Raw genomic sequence first — 23,760 nt, forward strand, 5'->3', positions numbered from 1 at the left:
CGGCGGGCTCGATCCCCGCTTATTGCGCCTTGGCGAGCTTGCCGGCATCCTTCTGCGGCACGACCTCAAGCCGCCACGACGCACCCTTGCCCAGATACTTCGCGGCCAGCGCCTGCATCTTGGCGGGCGTGGTTTCTGTGTAATCGGTCATGATCGTGCGCAGCGAATTGATGCGCGAGGCATCGGTGGTCGCGCCTTCCAGCTGCTGCATGAAGAACTGGGTGCTGGACGCCGCGCGGGTGATCTGCTGGCGCAGCGGTTCGATCACGCGGGCCAGTTCGTCAGCCGATGGCGGATTGGTGATCAGGTCTTGCGCGATCTGATCCGCCGTCTGGAAGAACACCGGCACCTTGCCCGGCTCGATCTGCGCGATCGCGGTGATAGAGCCGCCCGCCTTCAGGTCCACCGGCCAGGTCGAATAGACGTAGGGCGCATAGGACGCACCCAGCTTTTCGCGCATCGCGTCCAGCAGGCGGTTGGTGAAAAGCTGCGTCAGGATTTCCAGTTGGCGCGATTCCGGCAAGCCGATCGAGCCGCCGCTGGTCGGCCAGGAGATCACCGCCGCCGCCTGGTCCGGATCGCCGTGATGCGCCAGGATGATCGGCCTGGTGGACGGCTTGGGAACGGTGATGTCAGCGGTTGCGGCGGCCACCGGCGCGGGATCGCGCGGCTTCAGGGCGCCGAACGTGCGCTGCAAGGCGGCCAGCGTGGTGGCGGGATCGAAGTCACCATAGATCTGCACTTCGACCGGCCCGCTGGCGAGCGCCTTTTCCCACACCTTGCGGAAACCGTCGGCCGTGGTCTTGTCGATCTCGGCCGGGGTCGCGGTTTCAAAGCGCGGATCCTGCCCGCGCTGATAGAACTGCAGATCGCGGTTGAGCACGCCCTGGGGCGAGGTGGCGAACTGCGCGTACTGAATCTTGGCCGCCGCCTTCGCCCGCTCGAACGGCTGCTTGTCCCAGCGCGGCATGTCGAGCTTGGCGGCGAACAGATAGAGCTGGTCCGCAAGATCAGCAGGCCGCGTTTCCGCAGTCATCTCGAACGCGGCATCGTCCACCTTGAAGTCAAAGCCCATCTTGCGGCCGGTGGAGATGCGATCGAGATCGTCCTGACCAAGCGTGGCAAGGCCGGAGCTGACCAGCGCCATCTGGCCCAGCCCGATGTAGGGCGCGTCCTTGGGAGACATCTCGCGATAGCCGCCGCCGAAGCGCGCCTTCACGGTGACGCGGCCCGGCTCTTCCTGAACCGGCCAAAGCAGCGCCTTCACGCCATTGGCGAAGACCACTTGCTGAATGCCCAGCAGCCCGGTGCTTTGCGACTGGGTGATCTGCCCCGGCTGACCGATCGGCGGCAGCTTGTCGAACGAAACCGGCGGGCCGGACGCCTGGCGGACCTGTTCGTCCGGCTTGACCGGCGCGGCCAGCGCCTGGCGCAAGGCGGCGTCGGTGGCATTGCCCGCCTTCTGAGTGATGAACAGGCCGCGCGTCACCGTGCCGCTGAACAGCTGTTGGGTGTGCTGCTGCACGGCGGCGGGCGTGAACAGCGGCTTTGATTCCCGGAAGATGCGCAGCACCGCCTCGGGCGAGGCCACCGTCTCGCGGATATCCAGCGCGTTGACCAGATCGTCCGCCAGCTTGCTGCCCGGCAGCAGGCGGCGCTGCTCCACCGGCACCTGGAAGGCGACGTCAAGCTCGGCCAGTTCGCGATCGATCTCCGCCTGCGTCGGCGGACGGGTCATGGCATCGGTGATGACGGCGCGCACATCGCGCACGGCGGCTTTCCAGTCATCGCCCAGCGGCGTGATCGACACGAACGTGGCGTCGGCGGAGCGCGACACGTCCTGCTGGTTGACTTGCGCGGTCAGGAAGCTGCCGCCCAGCCGCGCCTTGGATTCCAGCCGGCGGTTGATGATTGCCTGCGCCAGCGAGTCCGTCATCAGGCCCTGGTTATAGACGATGGTATCGTTCACCTGCCGCCAGGGGCGCAGCGTGGCATAGCTGATCGCGGGCGGCAGATCGGGCTCCACCAGAACCTTGGTATCGCCGATCGGCGTCTCCCCCTTGGGCGCATCCGCCGGGGCTACGGGATCGCCGAAGCTGGGCGCGGGGACCGCCTGACCGGTCGGCTTCCAGTCCGCGAACCATTTCTTTACGTAGCTTTCCAGCTGCGCGGGCTCGGCATCGCCCGCCACGATCACCACCACGTTCTGCGGGCGGTACCAGCGCTTATAGAATGCACGCACCGAATCCTGCGTGGCGGTCTGCAGCGATTTCACCGTGCCGATCGGCGAACGCTCCGCCAGCGGCTGCCCTTTGTAGAACACGTCCTGCATGGTGTCCTGCACCCGCTTGGCCGCGCCGCCGCGCTCGCGCATTTCGGCCATCACGATCGGCACGTCGAGCTTCAGGTTGTCCGCGCTCAGCGTGGGCGCGGTGACCATGCCGGACAGCAGCTTGAACGTCTCGTCCAGCGAAACGGGCGTGGCGTTGGGCAGGTCCAGCTTGAACACCGTCTGCGTCGGGCTGGTCTCGGCATTGGTGTCGGTGCCGAACGAAGCGCCCAGCCGCTGGAACGTGGCGATCGCGGTGCCTTCTGCCAGATACTTGGACTGGCGGAACACCATATGCTCCAGCAGGTGGGCATAGCCACGCTCGCTATCGGTTTCATAAAGCGATCCCGCGTCCACGCGAATGCGGATCGAAACCTGGCCCGGCGGCACGCCGTTCTTGCGCACGGCATAGCGCAGGCCGTTCGAAAGCTCGCCAAAGTTCCACTCAAGGTCTGGCGGCACATCGCTGCCCTTGTAGAGCCACGGCACCTTGCTGGCGCTGCCGGGTGCGACGGTGCCCTGGATCGGCTTGGTCGACGGCGGGTTCGCGGTCGCCGGCTTCTCCTGCACCGGGCCGGGCTGCGCCAGGACCGGAGACAACGTGGAAGTGGACAGGAGGAGCAGGCAGGCGAAAGAGCGAACGGCGCGCGAGGAAATGTGCATGGCACAAGGTATAGGGAGCGCGGCGCTTAAGGACCAGTGAATAGCCGAAGTTTACTTGCGGCACCCTCGGGTAAGGCGAACAGGCCATGGGGAAAGACACGCCGTTGCCCCGCTGTGCCCTTGACCACCCCCGCGCTTTGCCTACATCGCCAGTCATCATGTACATTGAAACCGAAGCCACGCCCAACCCCTCCACCCTGAAGTTCCTGCCGGGACGACAAGTGATGACCGCGGGCACGCGCGAATTCACCTCCCCCGAAGCGGCGGAAGCGTCTCCGTTGGCGCAGATGCTGTTCGATCTGGGTGACGTGACCGGCGTATTCTTCGGCGCTGACTTCGTTTCCGTCACTGCCGCGCCGGGCGTGGAATGGGCCTCGCTCAAGCCACAGGTCGTGGCGGTGCTGCTGGATCACTTCATTTCCGAAGCGCCGCTGTTCAACGGCGGAGATGCCACCGGCTTTTCGGTGCCGGGCGACGTGGATGATCTGCTCGATGGCCAGGCGGACGATCCCGCCCATGCCGATGTCGTCGCCCAGATCCGGGACCTGATCGACACCCGCGTGCGTCCCGCCGTAGCCAACGATGGCGGCGACATCATCTATCGCGGCTTCCGCGAAGGCGTGGTCTATCTGACCATGCAGGGCGCGTGCTCGGGCTGCCCCTCCTCTTCCGCCACGCTCAAGCACGGCATCGAAGGGTTGCTGAAGCATTACGTCCCCGAAGTCACCGAAGTGCGCGCAGCCTGATCGCCTGCTGATCCTGTGGGGTCCAGCCCGCGAACCCTGGTAATCGACACCGCGACCGAGGCTTGCTCCGTCGCGGTGATCCAGGACGACGCGTGCCTCGCCGGGGACTGGCGGATGCTGGGCCGGGGGCACGCGGAAAACCTCGTCCCGATGATCGCCGCCTTGCCCGAGCGTGGCCGGGCGGATCTGATTGCCGTGTCGCTCGGTCCCGGCAGCTTTACCGGCGTGCGCGTGGGTCTGGCAGCGGCGCGGGCGCTGGGGCTGGCCTGGGGCGTGCCCGTGGTCGGCTATCCCACGCTGGCGCTGGTCGCCGCGATGGCGCGCGATCAAGCCGGTGCGCAGGCAGTATCCGTGGCGATGACCGGCGGACATGGCGAGTGGTTCGTCGCCCGCTATGCCGACGATGGCAGCATTTTGGAAGAAACCCGCTCGCTGCGCCCCGAGGCCGCCGTGGCAGACACGCGGGGCCTCGTCGCCGGTAGCCAGGCCGCCGCGCTGGTGGGCGCCGCAGGCACCGGCCACGCGCTGGACCTGTGGCCCGATGCCCGGGCGTTCCCGGCCCTTCCCGCTTTCGAACTGCGGAGCGATATCACGCCGATCTATGGCCGCGCGCCCGATGCCAAAGTCTCGGCGTCAAAGGTCTGACATGGTGGATCGCGCCGACGATATCGATCGCCTGATGCACGTAATGGCCGGCGCGTTCGATCCGACTTACGGAGAAGCATGGTCGCGCCGCCAAGTGGAAGACGCGCTGCTGCTGGGCAATTGCCACGCCCACCTCGCCACCGCCCAGGGCCGACGCGCCGAAGATGGCGATGAGGCGGTGGGCTTTTCCCTTTCCCGCACCGGCTATCGCGAGGAAGAACTGCTGCTGTTCGGCGTGTTGCCCGAATATCGCTGTCGCGGTATCGGCCGCGCTATTCTTGATTCTCTTGTTGTGGCTGCCAAATCACGCGGGGCGGAGCGGCTTCTGTTAGAAATGCGCAAGGGCAACCCGGCAGAAAGCCTCTATCGATTGTTCGGCTTCACCGTGATTGGCGAAAGAAAAGAATACTATCGGCCAAAAATCGGCCCGCGGATCGATGCAGTCACATTCGCTTACGAAATTCCCTGAAATATGTCGCAGGCGGTATTACCTCTAACCGCCTGATCCGCATGACGGCACGTATTGCCCAAATAATCTTGTCATGCGTTTCGGATTGTATAAAGGCTTTGGGTAACAAGCATAGGCTTGCCTGAATAACCCGTATCCATTGCAGACGCGGTCGCCAAAGAGGAAAGAAATGGAAAATATTCAAACCGATATGAACGAGACGCTGATCACGCTCACCTCGGATATCGTCGCCGCTCACGTCAGCAACAACAACGTTCCGCTGGACGATCTGCCCTCGCTGATCACCAATGTCTACGGCGCTCTCGCCGGGCTTGGCGGCGTGGAGCCGGTGCAGGAAGAAAAGCCTGAGCCCGCCGTTTCGGTGCGCGCTTCGGTGAAGCCTGAATACATCGTCTGCCTGGAAGACGGCAAGAAGCTCAAGATGCTCAAGCGCCACTTGATGACGCACTATAACATGACTCCCGAAGAGTATCGCCAGCGCTGGAACTTGCCGGCGGACTATCCGATGGTCGCCCCCAACTATGCGGAAAAGCGCCGCGAACTGGCCAAGAAGATCGGCCTGGGCCGCAAGCCCAACGCGCGCCGTGGCCGTCGCCCCAAGGCTGCGCCCGTCACCGCCTGATCGGCACCCTTTTCCCTTTCAAAGAGTTGTGATTGTGGCGGCGTCGTCCTAGATGGGATGACGCCGCCGCATCGCGTTTGGAGACGACGTGCACCAGCCTATCGACATTGAAGCTCTCTGCGCCCAGCGCGGTCTTCGTATTACCGAGCAACGCCGCGTGATCGCGCGCGTCCTGTCCGAAAGCACCGACCACCCGGACGTGGAAAAGCTGCACGAGCGCGCCGCCGTGATCGATCCGGGCATCTCGATCGCCACCGTCTACCGCACCGTGCGCTTGTTCGAGGAAGCGGGCATTCTTGACCGGCATGACTTTGGCGACGGCCGCGCCCGCTACGAAGCCGCGCCCGAGGCGCACCACGATCACATGATCGACGTGGAAACGGGCAACGTGATCGAATTTGTTGATCCCGAACTGGAATCGTTGCAGCGCCAGATCGCCGAGCGGCTGGGCTTCCGCCTGGTCGACCACCGCATGGAACTGTTCGGGGTCAAGCTGGAGCGTGACGGCGGCGATCGCTGAATGACCGCGCCTGCCGCCCCTGCGCAGGTGGGCGTGGCGGGTCGGCTGCGCATCGGCCTGCGGCTGGCCACGTTGCTGGGCTGGCTGCTTACGTGCCTGCTGCTTTACGGCCTGCGCGCGCTGCTGCCCGGTCGCAACCGGGTGGCGCCGCTATTCCTGCGCGGCACGCTGCGGATCGTCGGCGGGCGGCTGCACGTTCGCGGCACCCGCGCGTCGACGCCCTGCTTCCTCATCGCCAACCATCTGAGCTGGCTGGACATTCTGGCGCTGGCCGGAGCGACCGGCACCGCCTTCGTCGCGCATGACGGGCTGGCCGGCAACGCGGGCCTGCGCTTCCTGTGCCGCCTCAACCGCACGGTCTTCATCGCCCGCAGCGAACGCGGCACCGTGGGCGAACAAGTCGGGCAATTGCAGCAGGGCCTGCACGAAAGCGGCGTCCTCACGCTGTTCCCTGAAGGCACCACCAACGATGGCCAGACGCTGCGGCCGTTCAAGTCCTCGCTGCTGGCAGCAGTGGACGGCGGCGACGATACCGTGGCGATCCAACCCGTCTGGCTGGACTACGGCCCTGACGCCCCGGACATCGCCTGGTTCGGCGCAGAAACCGGCCTCGCCAACGCACTACGCCTGATGGCACGCGCAAAGCCGGTGCCGGTGACCGTGCATTTGCTGCCCCCGCTGGCGGGCCAGGAACGAAACACCCGCAAAACCATCGCAGCCGCCGCGCGGGAAGCGATCGAGGCGGTGTCGACCGGTGCCGAAAGCTGACAACCACCTTCACTACTTCGTAGAAATTGAGCGAGATAAAAGAGTTAAGTTGCTTCTTGAACCGGGATTGGTTGTCATGGCAGATCGCTCAGCTTTGCTCACGGTAACCATGGCATTTGGGGTTGGGTTGAGTTCAGCTTCACCGCTGACCGCACAATCCCCCGAAAGTTCCGTTCGGGCGATCGCTGCGCCTGATGGAACGCGTGTCTATGCCGTTCCGGCGACGCCGGGAAAGGCTCCCCAAGCATGAACGGTGATCCTGCCGGATAATCGCATCGTCATTGTCGTGGATCAGCGACCAAAAGACGCGCGAACACCACGTGAGCGATGCGTTGACGACGAGATCGCTGCCCTTGGGGGCGCGCCATCGGCGCTGGCGATGGGGACGATCGACCTGAAATGCAGTCAGCGCTAATGAATAAGAGGGGCGTACTTGCAATAGTCGATCAAGTGCGAAACCCGACCGCGCTTCCTCACGCCATCCCGGGCTTGACCTGGGAGCCCGCTTTTCCGGGAATGTCTGAAAGGTCGCGCCCCCCGGATCAAGTCCGGGGCGACGGGTATCTCTTACGTCGGTTCAGCCTCGACGGAACCCGGCCAGTCGCGCAGCCCCACCTCACCGCGTGGCGTTGTAGGCCACCTGGTCCGCGTTCAGCTGGAAGCCGACCAGCAGTTCGAACGAGGCGCGATCCACGGCGGCGCGAACTTTGGGGTCGGAGAGCGGGTCCACGGCGGCGTCGGTGTCACCGGCCTTGCGCTTGCGGGTGATGCGTTCGCGCACGTCTTCGGGCAGGGTCGCGGCGGCGCGATCGATGTAGGCGGCGCCGGTGCCCTGGGCCTGGGCGCGCTCCTGGCCCGGCGCGAAGTTCACGGTGATGGAGCCCACGCGCTTGCTGGCCACGGTGGAGGTGCCCTGCAGCACCGAGACGAAGTAGGGGATTGTCACCTGGCGCGCGCCGGCAGTGTCGCTGCGGCGGGCCTGCACGTCGAAGGTGACGGTGGCATAGACCTTGTCCGCGCTGCCCGCTGGGGCGCCGGGCTGCTGCGCGCCGTCTTCGGCACATTGGGTGCGCACGTTGGTCATCGTGGCGACCACGTCGACGTTGCCCGCGGTCTTGTCCCCCGGGTTGCGGAACAAGGTGACATCGCCGGTATAGTCCGGAATGCCGACCGAGGGGCAGCGTGAGCGGATGGCGGTGATGCCCACGCCTTCGTCCACCACGATATCGCCCTTCTTGGCGCAGCCTCCCAGAGCCCCGGCGGACAGCGCCAGCACGGAGGCGGCGCAAAGAACGGGAACGGAGCCACGAATGGAAGGAGAAAGGCGGCGTGCGATCATCGAAGCATCCTTGGTCGGCCATGACAGGCCCCCATCGGACGCCTGTATTGCGCTTGCCCTAGCGAGACGCGCGGCAAAGCGCTAGAGGCCGCAGGATGAACGCGCCCTTTCCCGATACGCGCCCCGGTGGCGCAACCGAGCCGCTCCACTTGCTGATCGCCGCGCCGCGCGGCTTCTGTGCCGGAGTCGACCGCGCGATCGAGATCGTGGAGCGGGCGATCGAGCGCTATGGCGCGCCGGTCTATGTCCGTCACGAAATCGTGCATAACAAGTTCGTGGTCGATAGCCTGAAGGCCAAGGGCGCGGTCTTCGTCGAGGAACTGGACGAAGTGCCAGACGGTGTGCCGGTGATCTTCAGCGCGCATGGCGTGCCCAAGGCCGTGCCCGCCGCCGCCACCGCGCGCGGGCTGGACTGGCTGGACGCCACCTGCCCGCTGGTGAGCAAGGTACACCGCCAGGCCGAGCGCCAGATCGAGGCAGGCCGGCACATCCTGTTCATCGGCCACGCCGGTCACCCGGAAGTCATCGGCACGTTCGGGCAAGTGCCGGACGGCGCGATGACGCTGATCGAAACGGTGGACGATGTCGCCACCTTGTCGTTCGCGGCCGATGCCCCGCTGTCTTACCTGTCGCAGACGACGCTGTCGGTGGACGATACCGCCGCGATCATCGCCGCCCTGGAAGCGCGCTTTCCCCAGGTGGTCGCGCCCAAGGCGGAGGATATCTGCTATGCCACGTCCAACCGGCAGGCCGCCGTCAAGGAAATCGCGCCCAAGTGCGACATGGTGATCGTGATCGGCGCGCCCAACAGCTCGAACTCGCTGCGGCTGGTCGAAGTGGCGGAGCGGTGCGGATCGAAATCCCACATGATCCAGCGCGCGACGGAGATCGATCCGGCGTGGCTGGATGGCGTGAAGACGCTGGGCATCACCGCCGGAGCCTCCGCCCCCGAAGCGCTGGTGGACGAAGTGCTGGCGCGGCTGCGCGAACTGCGCACCGTGACGGCGGAGGAAATCGTGACCGCGCGTGAGCGGATCACGTTCAAGCTGCCTCGCCAGCTCGCCGACTGAGCGCACCGCATGGCAGTCTATACGCGCCTGGGCGCCGAGGAGATGGCACGGATCATCGCCGCGTTCGACGTGGGCACGCTGGTTTCGGCCAAGGGCATCGCCGAGGGCGTCTCGAACAGCAACTGGCTGGTGGAGACGCAATGCTTCGACGCCACGCGGCGTTTTATCCTGACGATGTACGAAAACCGCGTGGAGATCGGCGACCTGCCGTTCTTCCTCGACCTGCTGGACCATCTGGCCGCGCGGGACTGCCCGGTGCCGCGCACCATCCATGACCGCGACGGTGCCAGCTACCGCCTGTACGAGGGCAAGGCGCTGGCCCTGATCGAATTCCTGCCCGGCGTCTCCGTCAGCGAGCCGACCCCGGGGCAGGCGCGCGCGGTGGGTGCCGCGCTGGCGCAAGTGCATCTGGCCGGTCGGGACTTTGCGGGGCAGCGGGAAAACGGCATGGGCTGCGCGGCCTGGGCGGAGCTGCTTGGCTCTTGCGGCACGGACGGGCTTTCGGCGATCGACCCGCAGCTGGCGGCGCTGGTGGCGCGCGAGTTGCCGCTGGTTTCGGGCCGATGGCCCACCGACCTGCCTCGCTCCGTGATCCATGCCGACTTGTTTCCCGACAACGTGCTGATGCTGGACGAGCGCGTCACCGGCCTGATCGACTTCTACTTCGCCTGCGTGGATATCACTGCCTACGACGTTGCGGTGACGCATGCGGCCTGGTGCTTTTCGGCCGACGGGCGCACCTTCATGCCGGAACTGTCCGCCGCGCTGCTGGCGGGATATGACGCCGTGCGCCCCCTCTCCGATGCCGAGCGGGCCGCCCTCCCGCTGCTGGCGCGCGGCGCGTCTCTGCGGTTTCTGGCGACGCGCGCGTACGATTGGGCGAACACGCCCGCCGATGCGCTGGTTACGCCCAAGGACCCGATGGCCTTTGCCCGCAGGCTTGAATTCTACAGCCAAGACGGCCATGCCGGGATTTTCCAGCCAGCCTGACCGGTCTATTAACCTTGAAGACGATCGAGATTTTCACCGACGGCGCCTGCAAAGGCAATCCCGGCCCCGGCGGCTGGGGCGCGATCCTGCGGATGGGCCAGCACGAAAAGGAAATGTCGGGCTCTGACCCCGCCACCACCAACAACCGCATGGAAATGACGGCGGTGATCCGTGGCCTCAACGCGCTGACAGAGCCGTGCGAAGTCACCGTCTGCACTGACAGCCGCTACGTGATCGACGGCATGACCAAGTGGGTCCACGGCTGGCAGAAGAAGGGCTGGGTCAACGCCAGCAAGCAGCCGGTGCGCAATGCCGACTTGTGGCACGATCTGATCGAGGCCTGCCATCGCCACAAGATCAGCTGGAAATGGGTGCGCGGACACGACGGCCACATCGAGAACGAGCGCGCCGACAAACTGGCGAGCGACGCGGCGCTGGCGGTGAGCAAGCGATAGCGCTTTCGCGCGGTTGGCTTTCGCGTGTCTCGACTTCGCTCGACACGAACGGTGTGTGCGGTGAGGTTTATGTCCACCCCCTGGCAGGAGAGGCAAAGGACTCGAACCTGAGCACTCAACAAAAGCCCCGTCCGTTCGTGTCGAGCGAAGTCGAGACATGGCAGCGCTACCTTATGAAGCGGCCCGGCGAATAAGGCTCCGGATCGACTTCCCCCCAGCGTTCGCCCAGCACCAGGCCCGCCGCCAGCTTGGCCGCCGCGGGGGCGGTCTGGATGCCGAAGCCGCCTTGGCCGGCAAACCAGAAGAAGCCGGGAACTTGCACGTCGAAGCCATAGACCGGCAGTCGGTCTGGCGCGAAGCTGCGCAGGCCGGCCCAGCGATGTTCGACATGCGCGACCGTCCAGTCCACCACCGCGCCCAGGCGCTCCAGCGCGACGGCGATGTCGATCTCCTCAGGCGCGGCGTCGCACGGCGGGCTTGGCGTTTCGTCATGTGGGCTGAGCCAAAGCCGGCCTGACTCGGGCTTGAAGTAGAACTGCTCAGCCACATCCAGCACCAGCGGCAGGTCAGCGGGGACCGCGGGGTCGACCCGGCATTGCGCGATCGTGCGGCGATAGGGCATGATGCCCAGCGCGGCCGCACCGGCGATATCGGCCACGCCATCCGCCCAGGCCCCGGCGGCATCGACCAGCACGTCGCACCGTGCCTGCCGTCCGTCCGACAAGGTGAGCAACCAACCGCCGCCATCTCGCGCCGCCGCGATCAACCGTGCGCGACACCAAAGCTGTGCGCACCCTGCCCGCAGCTGCGCCAGGTAGTGCTGATGAAGCGCCGCCACGTCGATGTCACAGCAACTGGGCTCCAGCGCGCCGTGGGTCCAGGCTGAACGCAAGCCGGGGATGCGCGCCGCCAGCGCCGCGCGGTCCAGCCGTTGCACCTCGATGCCCAGCGCTTCGTAAGTGCGAGCGAACGCCTCCACCTCTGCGGCCTGCTGCGTGGTGCCGATCGTGAGCGCCTCACGCCGGTTCAACACGCCCAGCGCCTGGAGCAACGGCCCCGACGCACTGGTGAGCGGCTGCACGCCGGGTCCGCCATAGCTCTCGGTCCAGAACGCGGCGGAGCGGCCCGTGGTGTGATAGCCCGGCTGGTCCTCTCCCTCCAGCACAAGCACCTGCGCCCGTCCCGCCAGTTCGGCCGCAAGGGACGCGCCCGCCATTCCTGCGCCGACCACGGCGATATCGAACCGCGCCATGCTCATGCTCAGTCCCCAGCCTGCGCCTGAGCCTGAGAATGATTTTGAGGCGGGACCGCGCGATCCAGGAAGCGGGCCACGGCATCCAGCGCGCGCTGGCGCACCGTGGCCGATTCGCGCAGGATTTCATGGCGAGCCTCGGAGCCGAACGTCACCAGTTCGGCTTTCGGAATCCGAGCCGCCGCGCGCCGGATTGCGCGCCAGGACACCAGGCGATCGGCCGTGGTGCCCAGCAGCAGCACCGGCACATCCACCGACTCCAGCGCGCCGCGCCGATCAAGCCCCCGGATCGAAGCCAGCGCCGCGGCGATCCAGCCCCAGCTTGGCGGGCCCAGCGCAAGATCGGGCCGCTGTTCGTACCACCAGTCCTCATCGGCGAAGCGCACATCGTCATGCGTCAGCAATTGCATCCGCATGTTGGACAGCGGCACCAGCCCGCGCTCCCACTTCCACGCAGGCTGATGGCGTTGGCGCAGGCGCGCCACCAAGTTGCCGAGCGGATGCAGGACGGTGGACGGAACCCAGCCGGGATTGAGGCCCAGCATCGGCGCGACCAGCACCAGCGCATCCGGGCGGACCTGCCGCTCCACCACCGCGCGAAGGGCCAGGTGTCCACCCATCGAGTGCCCGACCAGCACATGCGGGCCGGGCGCATCGGCTTCCCAGCTGCGCCAGAACGCGGCCAGGTCAGCCACCCAAGGCGCGAAATCGTCGGCATGGCCGGTCGTCGCATCCAGGCCCAATCGCCCCGACATCGCCTGCCCGCGCCAATCGATCGAGCTGACATGCCAGCCCGCCGCGTGCCATTCGTACAGGACGGACAAATGCTTCTCGTAGAAGTCCGCCCGGCCCGGCGCGAACAGCAGCGCGCCACGGGCCTTGCCCGGCTGCGGCCAGTCCAGTCGCCGGATCAACTGCCCATCCGCCGCACGCCACGTGGTTTCCTGCGCACCCGGCGGGATCGAGCGGCCATCGTAGGCAGCGGCCGCCCGCGTCAGGACATCCGGATCGCTCACCGCACCCGGCCTCGCTGCAATGGCGTGGTTACTATTCGGTAAGTCATGTTCGTTAAATCGACCTCCCGACATGGGAGACCTTTCCGAGATGCTGGGCGGCTTGATTTCGTACGCATTGCTGGCGGCCTTGGCAACCGCGCTGCTGGTGGCGGCCGTGACCGACTTGCGCCGGCGTGAGATAGACAACTGGCTGAACGCCGGGATCGCTCTGGCCGCGCCGCTGTACTGGCTGGCGGCGGGGCTCGATTGGGTGGCGGTACTGTTCCAGCTGGGGTTGATGCTGATCACGTTCCTGCTCGCCTTCGCGCTCTATGCGGCCCGGCAGATGGGCGGCGGTGACGTAAAGCTGCTGACGGCGCTGGCGCTGTGGTTCCCGCCGGGCAGCTTCGTGCAACTGATCGTGATCATGGGCGTGGTGGGCGGTGCGGCCTCGGTAGCGATGGGCGTGTTCAACATGCGCCGATCGCCGCAGGAAGCGCTGCGCAACGGTTTGGCGACTTTCGCCGCGTCGGTTTGGGTGATGGGCACGTGCGCGGTGGGCTTTGCCGCCGCCACGGGACGCCCGCTGATCACCCCGGATGCGACGGCGACGATGGCGGCGGTGCTGCCGGGCGGAATGATGCTGGCGGTCCTGGCAGCGATGCTGGCTGGGGCGCTGATGGTGGGCATGGGCCACATCTTCCGCCGCCAGCGCGGGGCTATCCCGATACCGTACGGAGTCGCGATTTCCACCGCCGCCTTGTGGGTGCTGCTGCAAAACCAGGTATTTCCGGCACTTAGCGGCGCGGTCCTTGGATAAGAACCGCAGTGAACCCGATGTTTACCATTTCGCCCGTAATTGAACGGATCAATTCGGGGTTCTTGAGGGGGCTGGCAAGCCATGGATAAGAAGAAGCTGCTGCTACTGTCGGCGGCTCTACTGATAGCGGTGACCACGGCCTTTGCGGCGCGTACGGTTTTCTCCGGAGGCGCTGCCGCGCCGATGGCTGCCGCCGTCCCGGTCAAGCCCGTCGGGCCCAAGGTGCTGGTGGCCAAGCAAGCGCTGCCCACCGGCACGATCATCACCGCCGATTCCGTGTCGTTCCAGGACTGGCCTGCCGAACTGGTGCAGGACGCCTACTTCATCGACGGCCAGGCCGACATGAGCAAGCTGCTGGGCACGGTGGTGCGCTATCCGGTCACCGCCGGCCAGCCGCTGACGCAAGGCGCGCTGGTGTCTCCGGGCGATCGCGGCTTCCTGGCCGCCGCCCTGGGGCCGGGCATGCGAGCGATCACGATCCCGGTGTCCGACACCTCCGGCGTGGGCGGGTTCGTCTTCCCGGGTGACCGCGTGGATCTGGTTTTGACGCAGTCGGTAAAGACCGGCGACGGCAGCCAGGACCTGAAGGCCGCCGAGACGTTCCTGCGCAACTTGCGCGTTCTGGCCACGGACCAGGCCACGTCCAGCGAAGTGGTCGAGGGCAAGAGCGTGGTGAAATCCTCACGCACCGTCACTCTCGAAGTGACGCCGCGCATCGCCGAGAAGATCTCGGTCGCCGAATCGGTCGGCCAGCTCAGCCTCAGCCTGCGTCCGCTGGCGGACAACCAGGCGGACTTCGAGCGTGTGCTGGCCAGCGGCGAACTGAAAGTGCCCGAAGGCGCTTCGAAGGAGCAGGAAGACATGCTGCTGCGCCAGGCGATGAGCCATCCGATCGAGGGCGCCACCACGTTCGCCACCGGCGGCGATGTCTCGCGCTTCCAGCCTTCGCGCTACGTGCCGCCTTCGGCTACGCCTGCACCTGGCCCGATGATGGCCCCGCCTTCCGGCCCCGGCGCGCCGCCGGTCGCCGCTTCCGCGCCGCGTGGTCCGATCGTTCGGGTGACGCGCGGCAAGGTCACCACCGATGAAGCGGCGGGCAAGTAAGATGGCCCGCGCCCTCACCACTCGTCACCCGGCGGACCGCCGCCACCACGCCCAGAAGGGTACGCCCATGACTTTCCGTCTATTCCGGACCGCGCTGTTCGCCGCGTGCGCCGCCGCGCCCCTGGCGCTGCTGCCCGCCACGCACGCCGCCGCGCAAGCGATGATCCGCCCCGCGCAGGACATCCAGCTCTCGATCGGCGCCGGACAACTGATCAGCCTGCCCGGCACCATGGCGGACGTGTTCGTCGCGAACGAGGCCGTAGCGGACGTTCAGGTGAAATCGCAGCGCCAGCTCTACGTCTTCGGCAAGAGCGGCGGCACCACCACGGTCTATGCCAGCAACGGCAAGGGCGATGTGGTGTGGTCCGCCAACGTGCGGGTCGGCTCGAACCTGGACAGCGTGGACTCCATGCTGCGCCTCGCCATGCCGGACGCCAAGGTTGGTGTGTCGACGATGGGTACCAACACCTTCCTGCTGACCGGCACGGTCAAGGCCCCGGAAGACGCGGCCGAAGCAGAACGCCTGGTGCAGGCCTACGTCGGCAAGGAAGCCAACGTGATCAGCCGCGTACGCACCGCGACGCCGTTGCAGGTGAACTTGCAGGTGCGCTTTGCAGAAGTCAGTCGCTCGCTGGTGAAGCAGCTGAGTTCGAATCTAACTACGATCGACGGAACAGGTGGTTTCAAGTTCGGGCTTGGGCAGGGTCGCCAACCTGGTGACTATGTGACAACCGATCGTGCCCTTCCTCTAGGCGTCGGTTCAAAGGTCCAAGGCTACACAATCGATCCAACCGCCATAAAAATTCTTCCTAACGGACAAGTTGATCCAACATCGATCAAGCTGGTCCAGCAGCCAGGGACTAACATCAGCCGAATTGAGGGTCTGACCACCTTGGCGGGCATGGGAAAGCTGTTCGGCATGAACGTCTTGGGCGCGCTGGACGCAGGCGAGAACGTCGGCCTTGTCACCACGCTGGCGCAGCCTAACCTCACCGCGCTTTCGGGTGAGACGGCAGACTTCCTGGCGGGCGGCGAATATCCGATCCCAATCTCTCAGGGCCTGGGCGCGACCTCGATCGAGTTCAAGAAATACGGCGTCAGCCTCAGTTATACGCCCACGGTCCTGTCCAACGGCCGCATCTCGCTGCGCGTCCGCCCCGAAGTGTCGGAACTGACCACGCAAGGCTCGCTGGTGCTGAACGGCTACTCCGTGCCCGGCATCACCGTGCGCCGCACCGAAACGACCGTGGAACTGGGCTCGGGCCAGAGCTTCATGATCGCCGGGCTGCTCAGCAACAACTCGCAGAACACGATCCAGAAGCTGCCTGGCGCGGGTGACCTGCCGATCCTGGGATCGCTTTTCCGCTCCACCAGTTACCGCAAGGGTGAGACCGAACTGGTCATCGTGGTGACGCCGTACCTGGTGAACCCGGTGGACGGCAACCAGATCGCCCTGCCGACCGACGGCTTCAGCGCGCCGGACGATCTCCAGCGCATCCTGGGCAACATGGAAACCAACAGCCACTCCGGCAGTGGCGCGCCTGTGCCCAAGCCCTCGGTCGCGCCCAGCCCGATCCAGGCGCCCGGCCTTGGCGCGGCATCGCCCATGGGCCGCCAGCCATCCGGGAAAGCTGCCAAGCGCAGTGCGAACGCTGGCAGCGTCGCGCCCGGCTTCGCCACCAAGTTCTGAAGGGATCGACGATGACGCACCGCCTTCTTTCCATCGCTGCCCTGGCCCTTGGCATCTCGCTCGCCGGGTGCGCGGGGATGCCCACCAACCGCACGATGTATTCGCAGCATCAGCCGGTGGTGGAGCATGTGAACTACACGCTCGATTTGGCCACCGGCAACGGCGGCCTGCCTTACCCCGAACAGCAGCGGCTGGCGGGCTGGATGGAGGCGCTGACGCCTCGCTATGGTGACAAGATCAGCATCGAAGATCCGATGCAGAGCCCCGAGACCCGCGCGATGGTGGAAGCGCTGGCCGCGCGATACAGCCTGGTGCTGGACGATGCCGTGCCCGCCAGCACCGGCGTGGTGGAAGCGGGCACCACTCGCATTGTCCTCACCCGCAGCAAGGCGGTGGTTCATGGCTGCCCGGACTGGTCAGCCCACTCCGACGCGAACTTCCGCAACGGCCTTTCGCCCAACTACGGTTGCTCGGTGAACACCAACTTGGCCGCGATGGTCGCCAACCCGGAACATCTGGTGAAGGGTGACGGGTCTGACAGCGACACCACGATCATGAGCTCGAACAAGGCGATCAACACCTATCGTACCAAGATCCCTTCCGGCCAGGGCGACCTGAAGGCCACCACCAGCAAGGGGAACTGAGCCATGAACGCACCCTGGAAAGCCGGCGGCGCGAACGGACGCGAGCCCTTTGCCGCATACATGTGCGACGATGCCTCGCTCGATGTGCTGCGCCCGGTGGCCAACGAGCTTGGCTGGCAGACCGAACGCTGCATCCGCGGCGGATTGCGCAGCGCGGTGCAGTCCCTGTCGATCGCGGCCAGCCCCAATATCCTGATGGTCGACTTGTCCGAAAGCGGAGACCCGCTGAACGATATCAACGCGCTGGCCGAAGTGTGCGAGCCAGGTACCGTCGTCCTCGCGGTGGGCCAGGTGAACGACGTTCGCCTCTATCGCGATCTGTTGGCAAGCGGCATCCACGATTATCTGCTGAAGCCGCTTTCGCCCGCGACGCTGCGCGATGCGCTGTCGCAGGCGCAGACCGCTTTCTCGACCCCCAAGGTCGTGGATGCGACCGATGAGAAGCGGCATATCTCCACCGCCGTCATCGGCACGCGTGGCGGCGTCGGCGCCTCCACGCTCGCCACCTCGCTGGCGTGGATGTTCAGCGCGGAGGACAAGCTTTCCACCGCGCTGCTCGATCTCGACATCCATTTCGGCACCGGCGCGCTGACGCTGGACCTTGAGCCGGGCCGCGGCCTGACCGACGCGATCGACAACCCCAGCCGCATCGACGGCCTGTTCATCGAGCGCGCCATGATCCGCGCGAACGATAACCTGGCGATCCTTTCGGCCGAAGCATCGATGAACGCCCCGCTGCTGACCGACGGCGGCGCTTTCGTGCAGTTGCAGGAAGAGTTCCGCCAGGCCTTCGAGATGACCGTGATCGACATGCCGCGCAGCATGCTGGTGAACTTCCCGCAGTTGCTGGCAGAGGTGAACGTGGTGGTGCTGGTGACGGAGATGTCGCTCGCGTCGGCACGGGATTGCATCCGCCTGCTCTCGTGGGTGAAGTCCAACGCACCGCATGCGCAAGTCATCGTGGCGGCGAACAAGGTTCAGGCCCAGTTCGCGGAAATCACCAAGGCCGATTTCGAAGCCTCTATCGAGCGCAAGCTCACCCTGCTGGTGCCCTACGACATCAAGGGTTCCAGCAACGCCGCCAAGCTGGGCCAGACGTTCGCGCACTCCAATCGCGCCAGCAAGGCCGGGGCCGCGATCCGCGAACTGGCGCATCTGGTGATCGGCAGCGCCGATGCGGCAGAGGTCGGCACCGCCACGAAGAAAACCCTGCTGGGCAAGTTCGACTTCAAGGCGATGCTGCCCAAGCGGGACAAGTCCTCCGCACCGGCCAAGGCAAAGGTGAAGGGCAAGGTCAGCGCCGGGGGCAAGACCGGCCGTTGAGGCCCGTCTGCCCACGATCGCGTGACCCTTTGAAAGCGAGATTACCGCTATGAACATGCTCCACCTCCTGCTCGTTTCCGGCGGCCTGTTCGCCGCGCTGGCGATGGTGTGGCTGGCGTTCGCGGGCCCCTCGCCGCAAAAGGAATCGGCCCGGCGTCTGGGCCAGGTGCGCTATCGCCATTCGGAAAGCGCCGTCGATCGCGTGGAAGCGCAGATGCGCAAGGCTGTGGCGGCACGACGGCCCAAGATGCACCAGATCGCCGGCTCCAGCTCGCGCGTAGAAGCATTGGCGCTGCGGCTGCACCGCACCGGCAAGGACTGGACGCTGCAGCAGTACCTGATGGTCTCTGGTGGTCTGTTTGTGGTCGTGGCGGGGCTGGTGTTCCTCAAATCCGGCGCGCCGATCCTGGCGCTGGTGATCGGCCTGTTCGTTGGTGCCGGCGTACCCCATGTCGTGGTCGGCCATCTGGTGAAGAAGCGCACGACGCAATTCATCGTGAAGTTTCCGGATGCGATCGAACTGCTGGTGCGCGGTTTGCGCTCTGGCCTTCCCGTGTCCGAAACGCTCAGCATCGTGGCCACCGAAGTTCCCGGCCCTGTGGGCGAGGAGTTCAAGCTGATCACCGAACGTATCAAGATCGGCAAGACCATGGAGGACGCGCTCCAGGACACGGCGAACCGGCTCGATATGGCGGAGTTCAGCTTCTTTTGCATCACGCTGGCCATCCAGCGCGAGACCGGCGGCAACTTGGCCGAAACGTTGGCCAACTTGTCCGACGTGCTGCGCAAGCGCGCGCAGATGAAGCTGAAGATCAGGGCGATGAGCTCGGAATCGAAGGCATCGGCCTATATCGTCGGCTCGCTGCCGTTCATCGTCTTCGGCCTGATCTATTGGGTCAATCCGCTTTATCTGGGCAAGTTCTTCATCGACGAGCGGCTGATGGTGACGGGCTTTGGCGGCATGGTTTGGATGAGCATGGGCGCCTTCATCATGGCCAAGATGGTCAGCTTCGAAATCTGACCGGGGACTTACGCACATGCTCACCCAACCCGCCGGTCCGACCATCCTGGGCTTCGATGTCGTCTTTATCGGCACGCTGCTGATCGCCGTCGCCGCTGCCGCCGTGATCTTCGCGATCTACACCGCGATCACCGTGCGCGATCCGATGGCCAAGCGCGTTAAGGCGCTGGGCGAGCGGCGCGAACAGTTGAAGGCCGGTATCGCCGTCGCCCCGCGCAAACGCCAGAGCGTGGTGCGCCGCACCGAGGCGACCGACAAGCTGACGAACGTGCTCGGCTCGTTCAAGATGCTGCAGGACAGCCAGATCAAGGCCGTCCAGCAGAAGCTGTTCCAGGCGGGTATCCGCAAGAAGGAATATGCCGTCGCCGTCATCTTCGCGCGCCTTGTCGCGCCGATCGTGCTGGGAACGGTCGTGGGCCTGCTCGTCTATTGGGTAGAGTATTGGCCGGAGTGGAGCAGCTTCAAGCGGTTCATGGCCTTCGCCTTCGCCGTTGGCGCCGGCTACAAAGGCCCGGACATCTTCCTGCAGAACAAGATCACCAAGCGCACCGATGCCATCCGCAAGGGTCTGCCCGACGCGCTCGACCTGCTGGTGATCTGTGCCGAAGCCGGCCTCACCGTGGATGCCGCGTTTGACCGCGTGGCGCGTGAACTGGGCCGCGCCTATCCCGAGCTGGGCGATGAATTCGCGCTCACCTCGATCGAGCTGGCGTTCCTGACCGACCGCCGCATGGCATTCGAAAACCTGTCTTACCGCGTGAACCTTGATTCCGTGCGCGGCGTCGTCACCACGATGATCCAGACCGAGCGCTACGGCACGCCGCTCGCTTCGGCGCTACGCGTGCTTTCGGCCGAGTTCCGCAACGAGCGCATGATGCGCGCAGAGGAAAAAGCCGCGCGCCTGCCCGCGATCATGACGATACCGCTGATCCTATTCATCCTGCCGGTGCTGTTCATCGTGATCCTGGGGCCGGCGGCATGCTCCATCGCAGACGCATTCTCGGGCGGTGGCCCCGGCGCGAAGTAGCGCCGGGCCATCACAGGCGTTCGCCGACGAATATCGCCGCCCGCCCGTTACATCCGCCGATGCAGGCGCTGCCACGCATTTGAACGGTCAGGATTAGAACACGACCAATATGCAACAGTCCGTATACCGGCAGAAGTCACCGCGTTGTGCGCCCTTTAGCCCTTGTCCCGCGATTGCGGGACAAGCACTGTGGCGTTAAAAACACAGTTCCCGATCGATCTGTTTAGCTCCCCTAAATCTAGTTGAACGCCGGCAATGCTCAGGCAACAACTCGAATATGGCAGTTCAGCGTCACAGCGGGGCAAGCCGGCATCCGAGTAGTTCAGCGGGTCAAATCAAGCCTGGGCGCTCGAAAGCAACAAGGGACACAACACAGTGACAACCTCCTTCAAGAAGGCCGCGCTCCTCAGCGCAACCTGCCTCGGAGCCTTCGCCGGACTGGCCTCATCGCCGGTTCAAGCACAGGACGCCCCGACCAGCACGCCCGCCGGCACAGCAGCCGACGCCGCCCCGGCCGACGCCATCGTCGTCACCGGCTCGCGCATCGCCCGTCGTAATCTTGAGACCGCTGCACCTGTCGCCGTGGTTTCCAGCGAAGAATTCAAGCTTTCGGGCGCAGTCAACGTCGAGCAGGTGATCAACACTTTGCCGCAGGTAATTCCTGGCGTGAACTCGTTCTCGAACAATCCTGGCGGTGGCGTTTCCACGCTGAACCTGCGCGGCCTGGGCGACAAGCGCACGCTGGTCCTTGTAAACAGCCGTCGCTGGATGTTCTACGATACCTCGCAAGTCGTTGACGTGAACACGATCCCGTCGTTCCTGATCGACAACGTCGAAATCGTCACCGGTGGCGCTTCGGCAGTCTACGGTTCGGATGCTGTCTCGGGCGTCGTCAACTTCCGTCTGAAGAACGTGCAAGGCGTCGAAGCCGGCGCGCAGTACAACCTGACCCAGCGCGGCGATGGCCGGCGTTACGAAGCCTACGTCGCACTTGGTTCCGAATTCGCGGAAGGCCGCGGCCACGCCACTGTTTTCGCCGAGTACTACAAGCGTGCCTCGATCGGCCAGGGCGCGCGCAAGTTCTCGCGCAACATCCTGACGGACGATGGCGCGGGTGGCTATGAGTTCGGTGGTTCCTCCACCACTCCGAACGGCCGCTTCACCTCGACATACGCAGCAGCGGATTGCCCCACCGGCAACATCTTCTGCGGCGGCGGCGCATACTTCACCGCCCCCGGCGTTTCCCGTCCGCGTACCGGCGCGGATGTTTATAACTACGCCCCTGACAACTACTTGATGGTGCCGCAGGAGCGCTATCTGCTGGGTGGCTACGGTGACTATGAAATCGGCAACGGCCACACTGCTTATGTAGAGGCGACTTTCACCAATAACCGCGTGAAGAACCTGCTGGCTTCCACGCCAGTGACGGGCACGTTCCAGGTCGATATCAACAGCGTCTCGCCGTTCATCTCGGCAGCGAACGCGGCATCTCTTCGTCAGTTGGACGCGATCGCCGGCAATGGTAACCGTGTGGTGGGTGACGGCATCGTGCCGATCGCCGTGCAGCGTCGCATCAACGAAAGCGGCGGCCGCCTTCAGGAAGACGAGCGCAACTCGTTCCGCGCCCTCATCGGCATGAAGGGTCCGATCACTGACCGCTTCAATTACGACGTGTACTACATGTATGCGCGTACCCGGAACTCGCAGGTGCAGGATGGCAACATCTCGCGCTCCGCGTTCCAGGCGGGCCTGAACGGTGTCGGCACGCCGATCAACATCTTCGGCCCCGGCACGCTCTCGCCAGCGGCGCTGAATGCCATCACGATCCGCTCGCAGAACGGTGACGTTTCCGCCCTTCAAGTCGCCAGCGCATCGGTCAGCGGTTCGCTGTTCAACCTGGGCTGGGGTGGTGATGATGTCGGCATCGCGATCGGCGGTGAATACCGCAAGGTCTCCTCGCGCTTCATCCCGGACACCGCGCTTTCGTCAGGTGACGTGATCGGCTTCAACGCCGGTCAGCCGACCGACGGCAGCTACAACGTGAAGGAAGCTTTCGCCGAACTTCGCGTGCCGATTGCCGCGGACCGTCCTGGCATTTCCCGTCTCGAAGTGACCGGCGCCGTTCGTTACTCCGACTATTCGCTGGATGCTGTAGGCGGTGTGTGGACGTATTCGGGTGCGGCAGAGTACGCCCCGGTTCGGGACATCACGTTCCGTGGTCAATATCAGCGTGCCATCCGCGCGCCCAACGTGGCTGAATTGTTCGGCGGTCAGTTCGTCAACTTCCCAACCGCGGTTGATCCTTGCGCTGTTGCCAGCGCTGCCGGTAACGCCACTGTTCGTAACTTGTGTATCGCTACCGGCGTACCAGCGGCGGCTGTGGGAACTGCAGGCCTCCAGATCAACACGCAGATCCAGGGGAACTTCGGTGGCAACCCGAACTTGCAGCAGGAAACCTCGGATTCCTATACTGCTGGCGTGGTAGTGCGACCGTCCTTCATCCCGGGCCTGTCGTTCACGGCGGACTGGTTCAAGATCAAGATCGACGGTGCGATCGACGCTCTCGGCGGTGGTCTCGCAAACTCGCTATCACTGTGCTATAACGTTATCCAGAACATCAACAGCCCGTATTGCCAGGCCTTTGTCGGCACTCGCAACGCCCTGGGCCAGTTCGATGGTGAGGTGAACCCACAAGTCCTCAACGCCAATACCGGTGGCCTCAAGTCAGAGGGTGTTGACTTCGAGCTGAACTACGTTCGCCCTCTGAACTTCGGTCTGGCTGGTGAATCGTCGAAGATCTCGTTCAACACCGTCGCGACTTACACTTACAAGCAGATCATAACCCCGGTTCAGGATCTCTCAGACCAGTTCACCAATTGCGCAGGCAAGTTCGGTGCCCTCGTTTGCGGCAATCCGATCCCCAAGTGGAAGTGGACGAGCCGTCTTTCCTGGATCGATGGCCCCGTCACCACCAGCTTCCGGTGGCGTCACCTGTCTTCGGTGCGCGATGACGATCCTTCGACGGACTACACCGCCGAACGTCTCAAGGCCTACAACGTGTTTGACTTGTCGTTTAGCGTAGATGCCACGGAGAGCTTCAATCTCTCATTCGGTGTCAACAACCTGCTGGACAAGAAGCCGCTGCTGTCGGGCGATAACCAGGAGCAGGCGAATACCTATCCTGGCACCTACGATGTGCTTGGCCGCGACTTCTTCATCTCGGGTCGAGTGAAGTTCTAAGGCTGAATAACGTAGTCTAAAACGTGGG

General features: G+C 65.0%; 22 protein-coding genes. 18 read left to right on the forward strand and 4 right to left on the reverse strand.

Features of this window, described 5'->3' with window-relative positions; translation table 11 throughout:
• Positions 1-19: 19 nt before the first annotated feature.
• Positions 20-2,992, reverse strand: a complete 2,973-nt coding sequence (locus tag GGR39_RS08600; RefSeq protein WP_183616742.1) for a M16 family metallopeptidase — start codon at positions 2,990-2,992, stop codon at positions 20-22.
• Positions 2,993-3,150: 158 nt separating this feature from the next.
• Between GGR39_RS08600 and GGR39_RS08605 the strand changes: the two genes are divergently transcribed.
• The 7 genes from GGR39_RS08605 (at position 3,151) to GGR39_RS17075 (ending at position 7,177) form a co-directional block, all read left to right on the forward strand.
• Positions 3,151-3,738, forward strand: coding sequence for a NifU family protein (locus tag GGR39_RS08605; RefSeq protein WP_183616743.1), 588 nt, complete (start codon positions 3,151-3,153; stop codon positions 3,736-3,738).
• Between the two features lie 15 nt (positions 3,739-3,753).
• Entirely contained in the window at positions 3,754-4,383 is a 630-nt protein-coding gene (tsaB, locus tag GGR39_RS08610) for a tRNA (adenosine(37)-N6)-threonylcarbamoyltransferase complex dimerization subunit type 1 TsaB (RefSeq protein ID WP_183616744.1), read from the forward strand.
• Between the two features lie 43 nt (positions 4,384-4,426).
• Entirely contained in the window at positions 4,427-4,852 is a 426-nt protein-coding gene (locus GGR39_RS08615) for a GNAT family N-acetyltransferase (RefSeq protein ID WP_242867080.1), read from the forward strand.
• Positions 4,853-5,021: 169 nt separating this feature from the next.
• Positions 5,022-5,474 carry a Ros/MucR family transcriptional regulator gene (locus GGR39_RS08620; RefSeq protein WP_183616745.1) on the forward strand — a complete coding sequence of 151 codons (453 nt, stop codon included), beginning with the start codon at positions 5,022-5,024 and terminating at the stop codon, positions 5,472-5,474.
• 88 nt (positions 5,475-5,562) lie between these two features.
• Positions 5,563-5,994: a Fur family transcriptional regulator gene (locus GGR39_RS08625; RefSeq protein ID WP_058736045.1), complete on the forward strand. Its 432-nt coding sequence runs from the start codon at positions 5,563-5,565 to the stop codon at positions 5,992-5,994.
• Positions 5,995-6,762, forward strand: a complete 768-nt coding sequence (locus tag GGR39_RS08630) for a lysophospholipid acyltransferase family protein (RefSeq protein WP_183616746.1) — start codon at positions 5,995-5,997, stop codon at positions 6,760-6,762.
• Positions 6,763-7,015: 253 nt separating this feature from the next.
• On the forward strand, positions 7,016-7,177 hold the full coding sequence (locus GGR39_RS17075) for a hypothetical protein (protein ID WP_221226024.1): 162 nt from the start codon (positions 7,016-7,018) through the stop codon (positions 7,175-7,177).
• A 201-nt stretch (positions 7,178-7,378) separates the two neighbouring features.
• Here the strand turns inward: GGR39_RS17075 and GGR39_RS08635 are convergent, their stop codons facing one another.
• Positions 7,379-8,101, reverse strand: a complete 723-nt coding sequence (locus GGR39_RS08635; protein ID WP_183616747.1) for a hypothetical protein — start codon at positions 8,099-8,101, stop codon at positions 7,379-7,381.
• 95 nt (positions 8,102-8,196) lie between these two features.
• On the opposite strand from GGR39_RS08635, the gene ispH reads away from it, so the two are divergent.
• Genes ispH through rnhA form a run of 3 tightly spaced genes read left to right on the forward strand, consistent with a single transcriptional unit; the run spans position 8,197 to position 10,616 of the window.
• On the forward strand, positions 8,197-9,171 hold the full coding sequence (gene ispH, locus GGR39_RS08640; RefSeq protein ID WP_183616748.1) for a 4-hydroxy-3-methylbut-2-enyl diphosphate reductase: 975 nt from the start codon (positions 8,197-8,199) through the stop codon (positions 9,169-9,171).
• A 9-nt stretch (positions 9,172-9,180) separates the two neighbouring features.
• Positions 9,181-10,161 carry a homoserine kinase gene (thrB, locus tag GGR39_RS08645; protein ID WP_183616749.1) on the forward strand — a complete coding sequence of 327 codons (981 nt, stop codon included), beginning with the start codon at positions 9,181-9,183 and terminating at the stop codon, positions 10,159-10,161.
• 14 nt (positions 10,162-10,175) lie between these two features.
• On the forward strand, positions 10,176-10,616 hold the full coding sequence (rnhA, locus tag GGR39_RS08650; protein ID WP_058736040.1) for a ribonuclease HI: 441 nt from the start codon (positions 10,176-10,178) through the stop codon (positions 10,614-10,616).
• 166 nt (positions 10,617-10,782) lie between these two features.
• Here rnhA and GGR39_RS08655 read toward each other — a convergent pair whose 3' ends face one another.
• Together GGR39_RS08655 and GGR39_RS08660 are read right to left on the reverse strand one after the other, a co-directional pair.
• Positions 10,783-11,868 (reverse strand): NAD(P)/FAD-dependent oxidoreductase, encoded by a 1,086-nt coding sequence (locus GGR39_RS08655; RefSeq protein WP_183616866.1) that lies wholly within the window; start codon positions 11,866-11,868, stop codon positions 10,783-10,785.
• Between the two features lie 8 nt (positions 11,869-11,876).
• Entirely contained in the window at positions 11,877-12,884 is a 1,008-nt protein-coding gene (locus GGR39_RS08660; protein WP_343055834.1) for an alpha/beta hydrolase, read from the reverse strand.
• A 70-nt stretch (positions 12,885-12,954) separates the two neighbouring features.
• Between GGR39_RS08660 and GGR39_RS08665 the strand changes: the two genes are divergently transcribed.
• The 8 genes from GGR39_RS08665 to GGR39_RS08700 all read left to right on the forward strand — a co-directional run bounded on the left by GGR39_RS08665 (position 12,955) and on the right by GGR39_RS08700 (position 23,732).
• A complete protein-coding gene (locus GGR39_RS08665) occupies positions 12,955-13,683 on the forward strand; it encodes an A24 family peptidase (RefSeq protein WP_246388514.1) in 729 nt (242 codons plus the stop codon).
• Positions 13,684-13,764: 81 nt separating this feature from the next.
• Positions 13,765-14,787: a Flp pilus assembly protein CpaB gene (cpaB, locus tag GGR39_RS08670; protein ID WP_183616751.1), complete on the forward strand. Its 1,023-nt coding sequence runs from the start codon at positions 13,765-13,767 to the stop codon at positions 14,785-14,787.
• A gap of 67 nt (positions 14,788-14,854) precedes the next feature.
• Positions 14,855-16,477: a type II and III secretion system protein family protein gene (locus tag GGR39_RS08675; RefSeq protein WP_183616752.1), complete on the forward strand. Its 1,623-nt coding sequence runs from the start codon at positions 14,855-14,857 to the stop codon at positions 16,475-16,477.
• An 11-nt stretch (positions 16,478-16,488) separates the two neighbouring features.
• Positions 16,489-17,121, forward strand: a complete 633-nt coding sequence (locus GGR39_RS08680) for a CpaD family pilus assembly protein (protein WP_183616753.1) — start codon at positions 16,489-16,491, stop codon at positions 17,119-17,121.
• Between the two features lie 3 nt (positions 17,122-17,124).
• Positions 17,125-18,444 carry a pilus assembly protein CpaE gene (locus tag GGR39_RS08685; protein WP_183616754.1) on the forward strand — a complete coding sequence of 440 codons (1,320 nt, stop codon included), beginning with the start codon at positions 17,125-17,127 and terminating at the stop codon, positions 18,442-18,444.
• Positions 18,445-18,493: 49 nt separating this feature from the next.
• The gene (locus GGR39_RS08690) at positions 18,494-19,465 is read left to right on the forward strand and encodes a type II secretion system F family protein (RefSeq protein WP_183616755.1); all 972 of its coding nucleotides are present in this window, start codon (positions 18,494-18,496) and stop codon (positions 19,463-19,465) included.
• A 16-nt stretch (positions 19,466-19,481) separates the two neighbouring features.
• On the forward strand, positions 19,482-20,492 hold the full coding sequence (locus GGR39_RS08695) for a type II secretion system F family protein (protein ID WP_183616756.1): 1,011 nt from the start codon (positions 19,482-19,484) through the stop codon (positions 20,490-20,492).
• Between the two features lie 375 nt (positions 20,493-20,867).
• Entirely contained in the window at positions 20,868-23,732 is a 2,865-nt protein-coding gene (locus GGR39_RS08700) for a TonB-dependent receptor domain-containing protein (protein ID WP_183616757.1), read from the forward strand.
• The last annotated feature ends 28 nt before the right edge of the window (positions 23,733-23,760 follow it).

The sequence above is a fragment of the Novosphingobium fluoreni genome, from assembly GCF_014196615.1.
GTDB lineage: Bacteria > Pseudomonadota > Alphaproteobacteria > Sphingomonadales > Sphingomonadaceae > Novosphingobium > Novosphingobium fluoreni.